General features: G+C 50.6%; 11 protein-coding genes. 9 read left to right on the top strand and 2 right to left on the bottom strand.

Annotation, left to right across the window (positions count from 1 at the left end):
• Nucleotide 1: 1 nt before the first annotated feature.
• The 7 genes from V3O24_RS13605 to V3O24_RS13635 all read left to right on the top strand — a co-directional run bounded on the left by V3O24_RS13605 (nucleotide 2) and on the right by V3O24_RS13635 (nucleotide 10,501).
• Nucleotides 2-370, top strand: a complete 369-nt coding sequence (locus tag V3O24_RS13605) for a response regulator (RefSeq protein WP_104424310.1) — start codon at nucleotides 2-4, stop codon at nucleotides 368-370.
• 18 nt (nucleotides 371-388) lie between these two features.
• Complete coding sequence (locus V3O24_RS13610) at nucleotides 389-721, top strand: STAS domain-containing protein (protein WP_104424309.1); 333 nt, start codon at nucleotides 389-391, stop codon at nucleotides 719-721.
• Nucleotides 718-2,904: a chemotaxis protein CheA gene (locus tag V3O24_RS13615; protein WP_331307635.1), complete on the top strand. Its 2,187-nt coding sequence runs from the start codon at nucleotides 718-720 to the stop codon at nucleotides 2,902-2,904. The genes V3O24_RS13610 and V3O24_RS13615 overlap by 4 nt, the downstream gene beginning before the upstream one ends.
• Before the next feature lie 161 nt (nucleotides 2,905-3,065).
• The gene (locus V3O24_RS13620; RefSeq protein ID WP_331307636.1) at nucleotides 3,066-4,754 is read left to right on the top strand and encodes a Tar ligand binding domain-containing protein; all 1,689 of its coding nucleotides are present in this window, start codon (nucleotides 3,066-3,068) and stop codon (nucleotides 4,752-4,754) included.
• Between the two features lie 14 nt (nucleotides 4,755-4,768).
• Nucleotides 4,769-5,335, top strand: a complete 567-nt coding sequence (locus tag V3O24_RS13625; protein WP_104424306.1) for a chemotaxis protein CheW — start codon at nucleotides 4,769-4,771, stop codon at nucleotides 5,333-5,335.
• A 24-nt stretch (nucleotides 5,336-5,359) separates the two neighbouring features.
• Nucleotides 5,360-7,243 carry a methyl-accepting chemotaxis protein gene (locus tag V3O24_RS13630; protein WP_331307637.1) on the top strand — a complete coding sequence of 628 codons (1,884 nt, stop codon included), beginning with the start codon at nucleotides 5,360-5,362 and terminating at the stop codon, nucleotides 7,241-7,243.
• A gap of 447 nt (nucleotides 7,244-7,690) precedes the next feature.
• Nucleotides 7,691-10,501 (top strand): methyl-accepting chemotaxis protein, encoded by a 2,811-nt coding sequence (locus tag V3O24_RS13635; RefSeq protein WP_331307638.1) that lies wholly within the window; start codon nucleotides 7,691-7,693, stop codon nucleotides 10,499-10,501.
• Nucleotides 10,502-10,537: 36 nt separating this feature from the next.
• Here the strand turns inward: V3O24_RS13635 and V3O24_RS13640 are convergent, their stop codons facing one another.
• Together V3O24_RS13640 and V3O24_RS13645 are read right to left on the bottom strand one after the other, a co-directional pair.
• A complete protein-coding gene (locus V3O24_RS13640; RefSeq protein WP_331307639.1) occupies nucleotides 10,538-11,485 on the bottom strand; it encodes a zinc metalloprotease HtpX in 948 nt (315 codons plus the stop codon).
• Entirely contained in the window at nucleotides 11,482-12,129 is a 648-nt protein-coding gene (locus V3O24_RS13645; RefSeq protein ID WP_104424303.1) for an ABC transporter substrate-binding protein, read from the bottom strand. The genes V3O24_RS13640 and V3O24_RS13645 overlap by 4 nt, the downstream gene beginning before the upstream one ends.
• Before the next feature lie 540 nt (nucleotides 12,130-12,669).
• On the opposite strand from V3O24_RS13645, the gene V3O24_RS13650 reads away from it, so the two are divergent.
• Nucleotides 12,670-14,271, top strand: a complete 1,602-nt coding sequence (locus V3O24_RS13650) for an NAD(P)-binding protein (RefSeq protein ID WP_331307640.1) — start codon at nucleotides 12,670-12,672, stop codon at nucleotides 14,269-14,271.
• Nucleotides 14,272-14,472: 201 nt separating this feature from the next.
• Complete coding sequence (gene nifJ, locus V3O24_RS13655) at nucleotides 14,473-18,054, top strand: pyruvate:ferredoxin (flavodoxin) oxidoreductase (RefSeq protein ID WP_331307641.1); 3,582 nt, start codon at nucleotides 14,473-14,475, stop codon at nucleotides 18,052-18,054.
• Nucleotides 18,055-18,087: the final 33 nt, after the last annotated feature.

The following is an 18,087-nucleotide window of genomic DNA, read 5'->3' on the forward strand; positions in this document are numbered from 1 at the left end:
TATGGCAAAAACAATTATGATCGTGGACGACTCGGCCTCAATGCGGCAGGTTGTCAGCATTGCCCTAAAAGGTGCGGGTTATGAGGTGATCGAAGCGTGCGACGGCAAAGACGCGTTAAGCAAACTGACTGGGGTGAAAATCCATCTTATCGTCAGCGATATTAATATGCCGGTTATGGACGGCATTACCTTTGTTAAAGCCGTTAAGCAACTCGACCATTACAAATTCACCCCCATCATTATGCTGACTACTGAAATGGAAGACGATAAGAAACGGGCCGCCAAAGAGGCCGGTGCTAAAGCCTGGGTGACCAAACCTTTCCAACCGCCTATCCTGCTCGCAGCCATTGCCAAATTAGTGCTGCCGTAACCTTATCCGAGAGATGCCATGACTGCAAAAGCTAAGAAAAATGACGGGACAGTTCAATTGGCCATTAAGGATGACATGACTATCTACAATGCCGAATCGCTCAAGGAAACCTTGTTGGGGTATTTTCATCCCGGTACACGGGAGTTGCAGCTTGATTTGTCGGCCGTCACTGAAATAGACAGCGCGGGTTTGCAATTGCTGTTGTTACTGAAGGCCGAAGCGCAAAAACGAGGGTTTACGCTGCGATTGTTGCGGCACAGCGAAGCGGTGATTGAGGTTTTTGAGCTGCTCAAACTCGGTATGTATTTTGGCGATCCCATTGTTATCCCCGCTAATTGGAAAAAATCATGAGCGATATGAACCCCGCCTTAGAAACCTTTTCCCAGGAAGTCGACGAATTACTGACGGCAATGGAAGAAGCCTTGTTAGGCTTGGAAGGCGCGCCCGACGACGCGGATTGCATCAACAGTATTTTTCGCGCGATGCACACCATTAAAGGGTCTTCGGGATTGTTTGGGTTCGACGATGTTGTCGCTTTCACCCATGAGGCCGAAACCGTATTGGACCGGGTTAGAAACGGCGAGCGTTTGATTGATGCAGAACTCATCTCGGTTTTGCTGGCCTGTAAAGACCACACGGCGCAGCTGATTCAGCACGTTCTTTTCAATGAGGGCGAACCGCTGCCGGAAGCGTTGCAGCAGCAAAATCAGGCGCTGATTGTCCGGTTAACCGGAGTACCCGCCGCCGGAGGCATGCCCTCGACCCAAGAGGAAAAAGCCGATCATTTTGAAGTCGATCCCAATACGTCTAACAGCAGCGACAATTGGGTTATCAGCCTGGCTTTTAAAAAGGACGCCCTCCGAAACGGCATGGATCCGCTATCGTTTATCCGTTATCTGCAAACGCTTGGAAAAATAATCGAAGTGATTATCACCATGCCGGCGCTTCCGCGCATTGAGGATATGGTTCCCGAGGATTGTTACCTCAATTTTAAAATAGCTTTTAACAGCAGCGCCGATAAAAAAACGATAGAAGACGTGTTCGAGTTTGCCGAGGACGATTGCGATATTCATATCTTGCCGCCGAATTCCAGGCAGGAACACTACGTGCAGTTGCTGGCGAATTTACCGGAAGATCAAGTCAAGCGCTTAGGCGAAATGCTGGTCGAGATCGGCGCCTTGACTGAAAAAGAAGTTGCGAACACGCTTCACGAGCAGCGCGAAGATGATGATGCCGAGGCGAAACCGCTCGGCGAAAGGCTGGTGGAAAAAAATATATTGCAGCAACCGGTCATAGAGCAGGCGCTTAAAAAGCAGGAAGCAGTCAAACAAAAGATTAACAAGGAGTCCAATTACATCCGGGTAGACGCCGCCAAGCTGGGTTATCTTATCAATCTGGTCGGGGAATTGGTTATTTCGGGCGCCGCGATGCGACTGATGGTCGATAAGCACGGCTTGTCCGATGTCGACGACGTCGCCTCGACCATGAGTCATCTGGTGGAAGATATACGCGATACCGCATTGCAATTACGCATGGTGCAGATCGGCGAAACGTTTACGCGCTTCCAGAGAGTCGTGCATGACGTCAGCAAGGAATTGGGCAAGCAAATTCAATTGCAAATAACCGGCGGCGAATCCGAACTGGATAAAACCGTAGTGGAAAAAATCAACGATCCGCTGACCCACCTGGTGCGCAATTCGCTTGATCATGGCATTGAATCCCCCGAAGTGCGCGTGCGGGCGGGAAAACCCGAAAAAGGCACTATACAGTTGAACGCCTATCATGACTCGGGACGCATCGTGATCCAGATCAGTGACGACGGCAAAGGCCTGGACCCCGAAAGAATCGTCGCCAAAGCGATAGCCAAAGGGCTGATTAAGCCGGATCAAGTCCTCAGCAAGAGTGAAATTTACAGCCTTATTTTTGAACCCGGCTTGAGCACTAAAGAGGAGGCGAGCAACCTGTCCGGTCGCGGCGTCGGTATGGATGTGGTCAAGCGCAATATCGAGGCATTGCGCGGCAGTGTTTCCGTAGACAGCGAGTTGGGGCAAGGCACTTCGGTAACAATCCATTTGCCGCTAACGCTGGCGATTATCGATGGGTTTATGGTGGAAGCGCAACAGGAACGCTATATCATACCGTTGAGTATGGTCGAAGAATGCGTCGAGATGAACAGCGACGAATGGCAAATCGACGACGTTCAACATTACGTCAATCTGCGCGGGCAGGTTTTGCCGTATTTGCGTTTGGGCGATTTCTTCCACAACAATAAAAAACACACGCGCACTGAACGGGAAAGCTTGGTTGTCGTGCGTTTCGGCGAGGCCAAGGCGGGTTTTGTTGTCGATGAGTTGCATGGCGAAAATCAAACCGTAATCAAACCGCTCGGCAAGCTGTTTGAGAATCTCGACGGTATTGGCGGAGCAACTGTGCTGGGTAGTGGTGATGTGGCATTAATTCTCGACGTGCAAGGGCTTATTCATCACGCAAAAAAGCGGGCGAACCCTGCTTTGGCGTTGTTGTCGGGTGTTTAAAAAGCCAGCGCAGCAGGCTGTGGCTGAATTTTTAACAGAACGACAATCCAATTATCAATATTGGGGTTCCCAAATTGAGCTTCAATCTAAAAACAGGCCAGGTACTCTATGAATAGTAACGACTTAATAATGAAAATATGCATATACACGGGAGTCTTGCCATGCTGAAGAACCTCACTATCAAAGCCCGGCTGATTTTGGTTGTAGGACTAATGTCAGTGCTTGCTATTGCGTTAGGGGCTCTCGGTTTGAACGGGATGAAAAAAGCCAATCAAGGTTTGCTAACCGTTTATGTCGACCGTACTGTGCCTATGGGCCAGTTGGGCGAAATTAATGCAAAGTTACTGGCTAATCGGCTGGCAATTACCAATACCTTGGTGTTCAAGGAAGAAAGTCAAAAAAATATCGATCTCGTCAGACAGAATATTATCGATATTAACAAGATATGGGATCAGTACATGTCAACCTATCTAACGGTGGAAGAGAAAAAACTGGCCGATAAATTTGCAATCGATCGTAAGCGATTTGTGGTTGAAGGCTTAAATCCCACCATGGAATACCTGCTTGCCGGCAATGCCGAAGCTGTGGAGAAGACCGTCAGGGAGTCAGTGCGCCCATTATTCGTACCTGTTGCAGAAGGCATCAATGCGTTGATGCAATTACAGCTGGATGTCGCCAAACAAGAATACGATCTGGCTCAAACCCGTTATGAAGAAAGCCGTTTTATTTCGATCGTTCTTCTGACAGTGGGTTTGTTATTGTCGGTATTCATCGGTTTTATGTTGATTCGAGGTATTTCACGCTCTTTATTTGCGATGCAACAGTTTTCCGAGTCTTTAGCGCAAGGCGACCTGACCGTTCGTATCGACCTTGAACAAAATGACGAAATCGGCATGTTGGCTAAATCAATGACAAGTATGCGTGACCAGCTCAGCAGCGTTGTGCAGCAAGTGCGCACCAATTCCGACGCCTTGGGCAGCGCCTCGCAGGAAATCAGCGCGACCGCCCAATCCATCAGTCAAAGCGCTACCGAACAGGCAGCGGGCGTTGAGGAGACCACGGCTTCCATCGAAGAGTTGAGCGCATCGGTTAAACAAAACGCCGATAACGCTAAATTAACCAACGGCATGGCGACAACGGCTGCGGAAGAGGCCGCCAATGGCGGGCAGGCGGTGAAACGCACCGTAGACGCGATGAAGGAAATCGCTGAAAAAATCAGCCTGATTGAGGACATCGCCTATAAAACCAATCTGTTGTCGCTCAATGCCGCGATTGAAGCAGCCTTGGCCGGCGAACACGGCAAAGGTTTTACCGTTGTCGCAGCCGAAGTCAGGAAGTTGGCGGAAAACAGCCGGATAACCGCGCAAGAAATCAATACGCTGGCCAAAAACAGCGTCAAGATTGCCGAAGACGCGGGTAACCTGTTAGCGCAAATGGTACCCAATATTCAGAAAACAGCCGATCTGGTCGAAGAAATTACCGCGTCTTCAGAAGAGCAGGCGCAAGGCATAGGCCAGATCAGCGATGCGGTCGGCCAGTTGGATAAAGCGGCGCAACAAAACGCATCGGGTTCGGAACAGCTTGCCGCCACGGCGGAAGAGTTGAGCGGCCAAGCCATGCAGCTGCAACAGGTTATGGCGTTCTTTAAAGTGAATGCGAACCAAAGTCGCACCGCTAAAGGCCAAACGAGACAATCCATCCTTCCCGGCAAACAGACGGGCGCCAACAAAAAAACCGCTCCTCATTTTACTTCGGCCGGATCTTCTCCGGTAACACCGGCGCCCATGCCGGTCAGCAAGGCGGGAGGAACCAAACCTGAATTTAATGAACATGATTTTGAACGATTTTGACAGGTAGATGAACCATGAACCAGTTAATACATAAGCAAGAAAACAAAACCGAGTTAGCGGCTCAGGATCAACTACGCCAGTACCTGACTTTTCGGGCAGGCAATGAAAATCTGGCTATCAGCATTTTGGATGTCAAAGAAATTATCGAAATCAACACGATTACCGACGTGCCGATGACGCCCGAGTATATACGCGGCGTCATTAATCTGCGCGGTAACGTCGTTCCGGTCATCGATTTGTCGGCGCGCCTGGGTCGGCAAAGCAGCGAAATAACCAAACGCAGCTGTATCGTGCTGGTGCAGGTTGAATACAACGAGGATGCCCAGTTACTGGGGATGTTGGTCGACGCCGTCGATGAAATTCTGGAAATACCCGAGGCGAATATCATGCCGCCGCCCGATTTTGGCGCCGATATTCGAACCGATTTTATTCAGTCGATGGGACGGGTGGGTGACGAATTTATTATTTTGCTGAATATTAACCGCGTGCTTTCGATAAAAGAATTATCTCAGCTTAAACAAGTTGCCGAATACGAAGGCGGCAACACAAACAAAGAAACCAGCTTCACCGCACTGAACTGATAATCCACACAAGGACTCATTTTTATGAACATAAAAGACTTAAGTATAAAAACCAAGATATTAACCGGTGCGTTGCTGTTGGTATTGATTACCTGCGGATTCGGAATGCTGTCAAAGCTCTATATTGGCAAAGTGTCCGATTCGCTGTTCGGCATTACCGATAACAACGGCAAGGCGGTTGAATACGCAACCGGGGTCGAACGGATGGCGCTGTCGACCATTATGGAAGAAAAAAACTATTTGTTGCAGGAAAAGGACGAAGTTCACCAGCGCGCCGAACAGAACGTCAAGGAACTGATGGGTTTCCTGGATAAAGTGGATACCGTAGCTAAGCAATACAAGAACACTGAGCTGTTGGAGCAGTCGAAAACGGCAAGGGAAGGCACTGCGCAATACGCCGATAAATACCGGGCGGGAGTTGCCGCACTGAAAGCGAACAAACAATCCGTTGCCGAGATGGTGGAAAACGGCAATTCCGTAGCGAATGCGGCCGATATCATGCTTAAAAAGCAGGTAAACAATTATAGCGAAGCGATGAAAAAAGGATTAAGCGCACAGGAGCTTGATCAGTTCGTCCAGCGTTATATCATCACGACCAATATCTATATCAAAGCGATGCAAATCATGCGCGCTGAAAAGGAAGAAGTTAATTACAAGGATCGCGTTGCCTGGAAAAAAATGGAAGTTTTATTGCCGGAGCTAATGGACTTATACGACGATCTGCAAAAAATTGTCGTGAAAGAAGACGAAATCAAATTGATTACAGACGCCCGTAACGGAACGCGAAATTACACCGAATCAGCCAAAAGCTGGATAGAAAACGACAATAAACTGAAAGTTATTTTGGCCGATATGGCAAGTCTGGGCAGTAATGTGATCAAGCAGGCGCAAGACGCCGAAGCCGCCGGTTACGCCCAGTTGGGCAATGCGCGTACCGAAGCCGAGCAATTGGTCAGTGACGCCAACAAAATCATCATCGGCACGATCATTCTGGCGATAGTGTTGGGCGTTATCATTGCGTTGTTTTTGGCTTCGATGATCACCAAACCGATTATTCTGGGGGTTAAATTCGCCGAGTCCCTGTCGGAAGGGGATTTGACCGCACAGATCGATATTGACCAGAAAGACGAGATCGGCGTTCTGGCCAATGCGCTGCAAACCATGCGCGACCAGCTCAGCAGTGTTGTACAGCAAGTGCGCACCAATTCCGACGCCTTGGGCAGCGCCTCGCAGGAAATCAGCGCGACCGCCCAATCCATCAGTCAAAGCGCCACCGAGCAGGCATCGGGCGTTGAAGAGACCACTGCTTCCATCGAAGAGTTGAGTGCGTCGGTTAAACAGAATGCCGATAACGCCAAAGTGACCAACAGTATGGCGACAACGGCTGCGGAAGAGGCCGCCAATGGCGGGCAGGCGGTGAAACGTACCGTAGAGGCGATGAAAGAAATCGCCGATAAAATTGGATTGATTGAAGATATTGCTTACAAAACCAATCTATTGTCACTCAATGCCGCGATTGAAGCGGCGCGTGCCGGTGAACACGGCAAAGGCTTTACCGTCGTCGCAGCCGAAGTCAGGAAGCTGGCGGAAAACAGCCGGGTAACCGCCCAGGAAATCAACAGCTTGGCTAAAAACAGCGTCAAGATTGCCGAGGACGCAGGCATCCTGCTGGAAAAAATGGTGCCTAATATTCAGAAGACCGCCGATCTAGTCGAAGAAATTACCGCGTCTTCGGAAGAGCAGGCGCAAGGCATAGGCCAGATCAGCGATGCGGTCGGCCAGTTGGATAAAGCGGCGCAACAAAACGCATCGGGTTCGGAACAGCTTGCCGCCACGGCGGAAGAGCTGAGCGGCCAAGCCATGCAGCTGCAACAGGTTATGGCGTTCTTTAAAGTGGGCGACCGTTAATCCGGTTGCCGGTTGGCTTCGTTCCCATACTCTCGAGGATATGGACGAGTTAAGGAGTACAAACCAGATTTGTGCCCCTTACTCAATCAATTATTTCACGCTCTCCTGCGTGAGAACGCATTAACGAGGTGATTTTATTTGGGAGGTATGTTTTGAGTTTTTGCTTAGAATGTAAAAAACAAAATGTTAATCGAGTCGGGTGCGTCGTGCGAGCCAAGGGATGGCGGTTTTTTTCAACCATCGGGAAAAGCGCGCGCCGGCGCACCCTACAGCAACGGGAACGTTGTTCAACTTTCACAATAGAAAAAACATTGTTTTTAACAGCGCTTCCTTAACTTAAGGGCATTAATGCTCAGCGAGTGGGAACAAGAAAAATAGCGACGTTCAAAATTCGTTTTGCAACATCAAAAAGTATTTAAATTATCCAACTTCCAAGAAAAACACCCCATGAAAATTAACTTGCCGATCACCAATGTGGAGCGCGCGCTTACAGAGACTGATTCCATTGTTACCAAGACCGACTTAGAGGGGATGATTACCTACGCAAATGAAGATTTTATTCGGATTTGCGGGTTTACTAGAGAAGAGCTGATTGGCGTCCCGCACAATATAATCCGTCATCCTGACATGCCGGTAGAAGTCTTTGCCGATTTGTGGCAGTCGATGAAATCGGGTCGTCCATGGACCGGCGTGATCAAAAATCGTTGCAAAAACGGCGACTTTTACTGGGTTCAGGCCAATGTTACGCCCTACTATGAGAATGATAAGCTGGCCGGTTATATGTCGGTACGCAGCAAACCCAGCCCAAAGCAGGTTGCAGAGGCCGCCGAGGCTTACCGGAAGTTTCGCGAAGGCAAGGCGGGCAATACCCAAATACAGCATGGAAAAATCGTCAAAAAGACATTGCGGGGAAGATTTCCGTCGCTGGAAAACATCAGCATCAAAGCCCGTTTATTGATGGTTATCGCTATCATGTCAATTTTGCTGTGCATTGTCGGCGCCCTGGGGCTTTTCGGTATGAGCAAGGACAGCGAAGGATTGCTTAACGTTCATGACCATCATATGTTGCCTTTGAACCGGATTTCCCAGATACAGAAATTGATGTTGATTAACCGGCTGAGTATTTCCTCCAGTCTGTTCAACCCGGCTCCCGAATCGATTCAGAAAAATACCGCCGAAGTCGAACGCAACATCGCCGTTATCGCCAAGATTTTGGAGGCATACCTTGAAAGCCCGCTTAATGCGAGTGAAAAAAACCAGGCGAATCAATTCAAAAATGACGAAAGTCGTTTTGTGACCGAAGGTTTGCAACCGGCTATTTCAGCATTGCGCAGTAATAACGTCGCACTTGCCAGTAAGATTATCGAGGATAAGGTCGCTCCGCTTTACGAATCGGTCAATGAGGAAGCTCAGAATTTATTGCAATTACAGATAGACGATACCAAGAATGAATTCGAGGCGAGTTTGTCTCGTTATTACAGTACCCGTGACAGCGCCGGTATCTTGATCGCTTCGGGTATTTTGCTGGCGTTGTGGCTAAGTTTCTCTTTGCTGCGTTCCATCGCCAGCCCGCTGAAGGCTACGATCAGGCATTTTGGACAAATAGCCCAGGGTAATTACAATCACCCGATTGAAATAGGCAGTATGGACGAGGTTGGCAAGGTGACGGCGGCGCTCAAGGCGATGCAGATCAAGCTCGGCTTTGATGTCGCAGAAGCCAAGCGCATTGCCGATGAGCATCTGCGCATTAAGATTGCATTGGATAACGTCAGCACCGGCGTAATGATTGCTGACAATGACCGTAACATCATTTATGTCAATAAAGCGGCAGCCGGTATGTTCGGCAAAGCCGAAGCAAGCATCCGCGAGCTGTTGCCGGATTTTTCCGTTGATAATCTGGTCGGCGCTAATATTGACGCCTTTCACAAGAATCCAACGCATCAGGCACAGTTACTCGCTAATGCCGCCGGCAGCTTAAGCCCTGTCAATATTGCTTTGGGAGAACGCTATTTGGTGGTGACCGCCAGTCCGGTAATCAACCCGCAAGGCAGGCGTATGGGGACGGTCGCGGAATGGCTGGACCGCACTGCGGAAGTCATGGTGGAAAAAGAGGTGGCCGTTATTCTGGTGGCTGCTGTGATGGGTGATTTTACCCAACGCATTGTTATGCAGGGTAAGACAGGTTTCTACCGTGAGTTGAGTGAATCGATCAACCAGTTGATGCAAACCAGCGAAAGCGGCCTTAATGAAGCGGTGCGTGTGTTCAATGCCTTGTCCCACGGAAATCTGACTGAAAAAATCATTAATCACTATTCAGGCACCTTCGGGCAACTCAAGGACGACGCCAATTCCACGGTGGACGATCTTAATGATATTCTCGGCCAAGTTAAGGAGGTCGCGGAATCGATTCATATTGCCGCAAAAGAAATCGCGCACGGCAACACATCGTTGTCTCACCGCACCGAAGTGCAGGCAACCAGCTTGGATCAAACGGCGACCAGTATGCAAAAGCTGACCTCGGCGGTACAGCAAAATACTGAAAACGCCAAGCACGCCAGTGAACTTGCCGTTAGTGCTTCAAGTACCGCGGCTAAGGGCGTTACTGTGATCGGTCAAGTTGTAAAAATGATGGAAGGCATCAATGAATCTTCGCGCAAGGTTGTCGAAATTATCTCTGTGATAGACAGCATCGCCTTTCAGACTAATATACTCGCACTCAATGCCGCAGTTGAGGCGGCCCGTGCCGGGGAGCAGGGCCGCGGCTTTGCGGTAGTGGCCGGAGAGGTGCGAAGTCTCGCGCAACGCGCTGCATCCGCCGCCGGGGAGATCAAAAACCTGATTGGCGATTCGGTTGAGAAAGTTGAGGACGGCAGTAAACTGGTTTCTCAAGCCGGAAAGACTATGGAAGACATCGTTAACTCTATCCGTGGCGTTACGGCCATCATGTCCGAGATCAGCGCGGCTTCTGTCGAGCAAACTGCGGGTATCGAGCAAGTGAATATGGCCATTTGCCAGATGGACGACGTAACCCAGCAAAATGCCGCTTTGGTTGGGCAAGCCACAGCCTCGGCGGAGTCGCTGGAAGAGCAGACGCAACAGCTGACGGTTACGGTAGCGCACTTTAAAATGGAAGGCGATGCGGATTCTTATCTTGCCGAACCGGCTGAAAACGAAACTGAAGCCGACCATGTTCCTGTGGGGCACATCGTTAAACTGGATCCGCAATCGGCAGATAGCGGCGGATGGGAAGAGTTTTAGCGTTGAGGAAGATTGGGATTGTTGTTGTAATGCCGGTCAGTACCAGAATCCGCCTAAATGCCAGCGGGGTTTTCTGATCGATTTACGATAGTGGGCGGGGATGTAAAACTTCTCGTGGATTGAATATTGCAGAGTTTGCCGGGAAGGCTTCTTTAGGCTTAACAGCTGTTTTATTCTTTCTTCGGTTTCAGGATGGGTTCTGAGGATTGATGGAATCGATGCGCCATGACCGCTGCGGCCAAACAGCATATCGAAAACCGAGGATTCGTAGAGTTTTAATTTTCTTAACGCCATTGCCAGACCTTCGGGGTCGCCTGTTAATAAAACGGCGTGGCGGTCGGCGTCAAATTCCTTCATTCGGGATAATGAAAGTTGCAGCGAACTCATAATCGTAGGCGCCATAACGAGCACGCCCAATGCAGACCAGGAAATGGTAACCAGACCCATGAAATACAGCGGTAAATTGAAAAAAATCAATAGAAAACCCGTTAAAGACAAGGCGCTGGTGACTCTGCTGATAATGTCGGCATAAGTCATTACCCGCACATCATTATGCCGGATATGACTGATTTCATGCGCCAGCACGGCAATAATCTCCCGTTCGCTCAACGAATTCAGCAGGGCGTCGCTGAGGCCGATGGCCGAGTTTTCGGACGTGCCTACGGAAAAAGCATTCATGATTTGGCTGGGCAGGTAGTAAATCGCGGGAAGCGACGGCAAATCGGCGCGGGCGGCCAGTTCCCGTATTATCTGATAAAGGCGGGGCGCATCGTTTTCCGACAGCAGCTTTCCCTTATACATGGAAAAGATAAAAGACGGCGATATGTTCGGGCTAATAACAAGTATCATCACGCCCAGAGCTGCCGCCCATAAAATACCCGTGGCCCCGGCCAAAATAAAACCCAGCAGCGACAAAATAGCGCCCATGCAAAGAAAGAGCGCCAAGGTATGAATGAAGTTTTTTAGATTGTGGCTGACCGTCATGAGGAACCTTTTGCAGCAAGCGCTTCAATATTACGTTTGGCCAGTGCATCGATCACGGCGCTTAATGAGCCTTTCTTTTGTATTTCTTCGCTAAAACTCGAACGGTAATTAGTCACCAGGCTCACACCGTCAATCATAATGTCGTAGACTTTCCATTCGCCTTTACTCAGGAACATCCGGTAATTTACATCGACAGGCTGACGGCCGGGTTGCAGAACTTCCGTTTTGACGATGACTTTTGTGGCCTCATCCGCCATTTCAACCGGCATGTAACGTATCGACCAGTCGTTATATTCCACAAACGCCCTGGAATAGGTTCTGACTATCAGCGTTTGAAATTCATGTTTAAAACGCTCTTGCTCCCCGCTTGTTGCTGTTTTCCAGTATTTTCCCAAAACTAACGGTGCGATTTTGTCGAAATCCGTATGCGGGTCAATGACGTTGTGAACATACTGCGCAACTTGAGCAAAATTCTTGGTAAAGGATTTATCCCGCAGTTTTTGCTGTAGTTGTGTCGAAACATTTTGTATGACCTGCTGCGGGGGCTGCAAATTATCGGCCATTGCTTTGGTAGCCGGCATTAGAACGAGCAGTATCGTAAAAAATAAACCGACTGCGGCATATCGTTTAGTTGTATTTCTCATAATTAATTGATGTTACACGGTTCTTATCTGTTGCAGAAAGGTGTCGCTGACGCGACGGTTATTGGGATCGGGTTCTCGCGCCCGAAAGCGAGTTACTTTCTTTTACGTCGCCTAAAGCGCGTACTGTGGGTGCTCTCGGCAATTGCTCCGTGCATTTCTGTCTCCTGCATAATCCAGAACTCGTGGGTTATGCAGCAGAAATCGACGAAAACTGCGTGTCTTTTTGCGGTAAAAAGCGCCAATCCCGGTGGATTGCGTGTCGACGACTATAAGTCTGAATGAGGGGAGTGTCAATTAGCGATAAAATGCTTGATTCATAAAGTTTCTCCGATCATTGAACAATTGAAATAAAACCCCGCTAGTATTTGCGGATTGCCTAACGTCGTTCTGGCTTACAGGGTAGAATAGGCAAAGTGTCCGCATCTTGCCGGGTGTGGATGATTTAGTTTGAACACACAGTCCGATTGGGCGATTGCAAGTTACATCGGCAATAAATCTGAACCGCAACCATTGAGTTAAGCGCATATGAAACACCACGATATGACCACTCCACCGGATTTGACATTGAGTACCGGCACTGGCCCGCAGCAACGGCGCATGCCGGTTTACGAAAACTACCTGCCGCCTTGCAATAATGCCTGTCCGGCCGGTGAAAACATCCAGGCTTGGCTGGATTTAGCTCAGGCCGGACGCTATCAGGAAGCCTGGAATAGCTTACTGGAAAATAACCCGATGCCCGCCGTGCATGGCCGCGTCTGTTACCATCCTTGCGAATCGGCCTGCAATCGGGTGGCGGTCGACGGAGCGGTCAGCATTCATGCGGTTGAACGCTTTCTTGGCGACATGGCCTTCGAACAGGGCTGGACGCCGCAGATCGTCGGCGAAAAATCCAATAAACGGGTGCTGGTGGTCGGGGCGGGACCCAGCGGCTTGTCGGCGGCTTATCATCTTGCCCGTTTGGGCCATGACGTTGAAATCAGGGACGCGCAACCGATAGCGGGCGGCATGATGCACTTCGGCATTCCGTCTTACCGCTTGCCGCGCGAAGTGTTGGCTGCCGAGGTCAAGCGTATCGAGGACATGGGCGTAAAGATCACGCTGAACCGGAAAATTGAAGATTTAAAAGCGGAAAAAGAAGCCGGGAATTTTGATGCGGTTTTTGTCGCCGTCGGAGCGCATATAGGACGCTCGATTGATATACCCTTATACCGCGAAAGCGACACTAGGGATGCGGTCACTTTCCTACACAACATCGGTTTGGGCAAACCGTCCAAGATCGGCAAACGGGTCGCCGTCTACGGCGGCGGCAATACCGCGATGGATGCGGCGCGGACCGCCAAGCGGTTGGGTGCGGAAACTATGGTCATTTACCGGCGCGACCGCAAAAACATGCCCGCGCATGATTTTGAAGCCGCCGAAGCGATCGAAGAAGGCGTGGCGTTTCACTGGCTACGCACCATCGTAGGCATTGACGGCAGCCGCATTCAGGTTGAAATCATGGCCCTGGACGACAAAGGCCGGCCGCAAGCCACCGGCGAGTTTGAAATCATCGAAGCCGATACGTTGATTTTGGCGCTGGGGCAAAATATCGATTCCGAGTTATTAAAAACCTTTCCGGAAATTGAAGCGCAAAGCGACGGCGTGGTTCCCGTTAACGACAACATGATGACCGCCGCAGCAGGCGTTTTTGCCGGAGGCGACATGGTACCCAGCTTGCGCACCGTGACCATTGCGACCGGACACGGCAAAAAAGCCGCCAGAAATATCGACGCTTACCTGCGCGGCACTCAATATCAGCATCCCGGCAAGAAGCACATCGTCCTGCATGAAGAACTCAATCTTTGGTACAGCACCGATGCCGACCAGTCGGAACAACCCACGATGTCGCCGCTAGTGCGGAATAAAAACTTCGACGAAGTGTTGGGCGGGCTGACCTTGGAGGAGGCGACTTACGAAGCCAGCCGCTGTTATTCCTGCGGCAACTGTTTCGAATGCGACGGCTGTTACGGCGCTTGCCCGGAAGGAGCCATTATCAAGCTCGGCAAAGGCCAATTCTACGACGTGAATTACAACCTTTGCACAGGCTGTACCGCCTGCACCTTGCAGTGTCCGACCGCTGCAATTCACATGATTGATAAATAGCGGACACGGATGGCACGGATTTGACGGATTAGCACTGATAAAATGGGGATATTGAAAGACAAAAGGCGAAAGGCAAAGGGCAAAGAAACCACCTTTCGCCCTTTGCCTTTTACCTTTTGCTAATTAAATCCGTCGTGCAACCTCATCCGCGTTCCATTATTGAATAGTTACAAATAAACTTTAGTTGCCAGGAAATCCACCATGACCAAACAAGTTACTATCGACGGCGGCGAAGCGGCCGCCTACGTTGCGTACAGAACCAATGAAGTCTGCGCAATTTACCCGATCACCCCGTCTTCATCGATGGCCGAGTTTTGCGACCAATGGACGACGGAACATAAAACCAATCTTTGGGGCGGCATTCCGACTATTGCCGAAATGCAAAGCGAAGGCGGCGCTGCCGGAGCTTTGCACGGCGCGTTGCAAACCGGCGCTTTAGCCACGACCTTTACCGCATCTCAAGGATTGTTATTGATGATCCCCAATATGTACAAAATTGCCGGTGAGTTGACCTCGACCGTCATCCATGTCGCCGCACGTTCGTTGGCGACGCAGGGATTGTCCATTTTCGGCGACCATCAGGACGTGATGAGCGTGCGCATGACCGGTTTTGCGCTGCTGGCTTCCTGCAATGTCCAGGAAGCCCACGATATGGCGCTGGTCGCCCAGGCCACTACCTTGAAATCGCGGATTCCGTTTTTGCATTTCTTCGACGGTTTCAGGACTTCGCACGAAATCAACAAGATCACCTTGCTCGAAGACGATCAAATCAGGGCCATGATCGACGATGTGCTGGTGTTTGCGCACCGGGATCGGGCGTTAAACCCCGACAAGCCGATGATGCGGGGAACGGCGCAAAACCCGGACACTTATTTCCAGTCCCGCGAAAGCTCGAATATCTATTACGAGCGCACTGTCGAGGTGTTCGATGAGGTGTTAAAACAGTTCGAGCAGGTCACAGGCCGAAGCTATAAAGCCTTTGAATACCACGGTTCCGCAACAGCCGAGCGCATTATCATCATGATGGGCTCCGGCGTTGAAACAGCCGTCGCCACAGCGGAAAAACTCAATCAGAAAGGCGAGAACGTCGGCGTGCTGAACGTGCGCCTTTATCGCCCATTCAGCGCCAAGAACTTTCTGGCGGCGCTGCCTGAATCGGTGCGGCACATTGCGGTATTGGACAGAACCAAAGAGCCGGGCAGTAGCGGCGAACCGCTGTACAAAGACGTTATCACCGAGTTGAGCCAGGCTTTCGCCCACGGCCAGCTTCTTACCATGCCGCGCGTGATCGGCGGCCGTTACGGCCTGTCCAGCAAGGAATTTACGCCATCGATGGTGACCAGGATTTATCAGGAACTGCAAGCCGAACAGCCGAAAAACGGTTTCACGATCGGCATCATCGACGACGTGACTTTTACCAGTCTCGCGGTCACGGAACATATGGATATAGAGTCGGACAACGTCGTGCGGGCGATGTTTTACGGACTGGGTTCCGACGGTACGGTCGGCGCCAATAAAAACAGCATCAAAATCATCGGCAGCGAACCCCAGTATTTTGCGCAAGGGTATTTTGTTTACGATTCGAAAAAAGCCGGATCGCAAACCGTATCGCATTTGCGTTTCGGCCCGGAACCCATTAAGGCGCCTTACCTGATCGAATCGGCCAACTTTATCGCCTGCCACGACTTCAACTTTATTGAAACCACGGATATGCTGGAACGCGCCAAACAGGGCGCAACTTTCCTGCTAAACAGCCCGTTCGATGCCGGGCATATTTGGGGGCAATTGCCTGCGCGCGTGCAAAAGCAATTGCTGGACAAAAATATCCAGTTTTATGTGATCGATGCGGTCAAAGTTGCGCGTCAAACCGGCATGGGCAGACGCATCAACACGGTCATGCAAACCTGTTTCTTTGCGTTGTCCGGCGTCATGCCGAAAGATGAAGCGATCAAAAAAATCAAGCAATACGCCGAGAAAACCTACGCCCGTAAAGGGCCTGAAGTCGTACAGCAGAACTTTGAGGCGATAGACCAGTCTCTGGCGCATTTGGAAAAAGTAACCCTGCCTATAACAGTCACCGCGCTTGCAGACACCGGTCTTGGAAAGTTCGCCAATGCGCCGCGCTTTGTTCAGGATGTGACCGCGCAAATGATCGCAGGCAAGGGCGACTGGATTCCGATCAGTTTCCTGCCTGTCGACGGCACTTACCCAACCGGCACCACGCAATGGGAAAAACGCAATATCGCCCAGGATATTCCTATTTGGGAGTCCAACCTGTGCATTCAATGCGGCAACTGCTCAGCCGTTTGCCCGCATGCGGCTATTCGCGCCAAGTTCTACACAAAAGACCTTTTGGAGCAAGCACCGGAAGGCTTTAAAACCGCCAATGTCACTTCGCGCGGCTTCCCTGACACCCGCTACACATTGCAGGTTTTCCCGGAAGATTGCACCGGCTGTAATTTGTGCGTAAAAGCTTGCCCGGCCGTGTCGGAACATGATGCAAGTATCAAAGCCATTAACATGACACCCAAGGCTGAACACCTTGAAGTCGAGAAAAGGTCTGTGGCTTTCTTTGAAAGTTTGCCTTACAACGACCGCGCTCGTGTCGATTTCTCAAATATTCGCGGTGTGCAATTTCTGGAGCCGCTGTTTGAGTTCTCAAGCGCTTGTTCAGGCTGCGGCGAAACCCCGTACTTGAAAATGATCAGCCAGTTGTTCGGCGACCGCATCCTGGCGGCCAATGCCACCGGTTGCTCGTCCATTTACGGCGGCAACCTGCCCACCACACCCTGGTCGAAAAATGCGGAAGGAAAAGGCCCGGCCTGGTCCAACTCGTTGTTTGAAGATAATGCGGAATTCGGCTACGGCTACAGGCTGACGACCGATCAACATGTCGCGATGGCGCATCGGCTGCTAACCGAGTTAAAAGATGAAGTGGATGCCAAGCTGGCTGGCGAAATACTCGCAGCGCCTCAAAGCGAAGAAAGCGATATTCGCAAACAGCGCGCACGGGTAGTGCAATTACGCGAGCAATTGGAAAAGCTCGGTACTCACAAGGCCGGAGAATTGTTGTCGATTATCGATCATTTCGTGCGCCGCAGCATCTGGATTATCGGCGGTGACGGCTGGGCCTATGATATAGACTACGGCGGCATCGACCAAGTGCTGGCGACCGGATCGGACGTCAACATCCTGGTTATGGATACCGAAGTTTATTCCAATACCGGCGGTCAGGCTTCCAAGTCCACGCCTATCGGTGCGGTCGCCAAGTTTGCCTCGGGCGGTAAAGTCACGGCGAAAAAAGACCTGGCGCTGCAAGCCATAGCCTACGGCAATGTGTATGTCGCCAGAATTGCGTTGGGCGCAAGTCCGCAGCAGGCGCTACAGGCCTTCCGCGAAGCCGAAGCCTACAACGGCCCTTCGCTGATTATCGCCTACAGCCCCTGCATAGCTCACGGCATCAACCTGGAAAACGGCCTGGAACAACAGGAAATGGCCGTAAAATCAGGCTACTGGCCGCTGTACCGCTACAACCCGACCTTGCGCGGACAAGCCAAAAACCCGTTTATTCTGGACTCGCTACGCCCGACTATTCCGCTGAGAGACTATGCCTACAACGAAACCCGTTACAGCAGCCTAAGGCGCAGTAATCTGGAACAAGCCGACAAGCTGATGGATTATGCGCAGAAAGTGGTTGACCAAAAATGGGCGCTGTACGAAGAAATGGCGACGCGGGATGAGCATGAGTTTTTGCCGGATACGCGTATAGCTAGGAAATTATAAGCGTAAATGAAGCCTCTTAATGATGACTGATGG

The organism is Methylobacter sp. Wu8 (genome assembly GCF_036440755.1).
GTDB classification, from domain to species: domain Bacteria; phylum Pseudomonadota; class Gammaproteobacteria; order Methylococcales; family Methylomonadaceae; genus Methylobacter_A; species Methylobacter_A tundripaludum_A.

Excerpts from the sequence above, each read along its gene's own strand:
- V3O24_RS13640 (WP_331307639.1), bottom strand. The coding sequence starts at position 11,485 with ATGACGGTCAGCCACAATCTAAAAAACTTCATTCATACCTTGGCGCTC.
- V3O24_RS13620 (WP_331307636.1), top strand. The coding sequence starts at position 3,066 with ATGCTGAAGAACCTCACTATCAAAGCCCGGCTGATTTTGGTTGTAGGA.
- V3O24_RS13625 (WP_104424306.1), top strand. The coding sequence starts at position 4,769 with ATGAACCAGTTAATACATAAGCAAGAAAACAAAACCGAGTTAGCGGCT.
- V3O24_RS13615 (WP_331307635.1), top strand. The coding sequence starts at position 718 with ATGAGCGATATGAACCCCGCCTTAGAAACCTTTTCCCAGGAAGTCGAC.
- V3O24_RS13645 (WP_104424303.1), bottom strand. The coding sequence starts at position 12,129 with ATGAGAAATACAACTAAACGATATGCCGCAGTCGGTTTATTTTTTACG.
- V3O24_RS13630 (WP_331307637.1), top strand. The coding sequence starts at position 5,360 with ATGAACATAAAAGACTTAAGTATAAAAACCAAGATATTAACCGGTGCG.
- V3O24_RS13650 (WP_331307640.1), top strand. The coding sequence starts at position 12,670 with ATGACCACTCCACCGGATTTGACATTGAGTACCGGCACTGGCCCGCAG.
- V3O24_RS13635 (WP_331307638.1), top strand. The coding sequence starts at position 7,691 with ATGAAAATTAACTTGCCGATCACCAATGTGGAGCGCGCGCTTACAGAG.
- V3O24_RS13610 (WP_104424309.1), top strand. The coding sequence starts at position 389 with ATGACTGCAAAAGCTAAGAAAAATGACGGGACAGTTCAATTGGCCATT.
- V3O24_RS13605 (WP_104424310.1), top strand. The coding sequence starts at position 2 with ATGGCAAAAACAATTATGATCGTGGACGACTCGGCCTCAATGCGGCAG.
- nifJ (WP_331307641.1), top strand. The coding sequence starts at position 14,473 with ATGACCAAACAAGTTACTATCGACGGCGGCGAAGCGGCCGCCTACGTT.